The sequence below is a fragment of the Prevotella sp. HMSC077E09 genome (genome assembly GCF_001814685.1).
Classification (GTDB): Bacteria; Bacteroidota; Bacteroidia; order Bacteroidales; family Bacteroidaceae; genus Prevotella; species Prevotella oris.
The window spans coordinates 12,709-12,934 of the sequence record NZ_KV817574.1 but is presented as its reverse complement, the minus strand read 5'-3'; positions in this window follow the sequence as shown (position 1 = coordinate 12,934).

The following is a 226-nucleotide window of genomic DNA, read 5'->3' as shown; positions in this document are numbered from 1 at the left end:
CAATTTCAATTCCAATAAGGTTCAATTATAACGCCCATATCCGTGTATCTTCCAGCTGTCACGGCTATTTCAATTCCAATAAGGTTCAATTATAACGAGGATAAGTTCGACAGCGAGTACAGTGAAATCAATTTCAATTCCAATAAGGTTCAATTATAACTAGAAGGCTACAATCACACCGACCACGCCGACCATATTTCAATTCCAATAAGGTTCAATTATAACA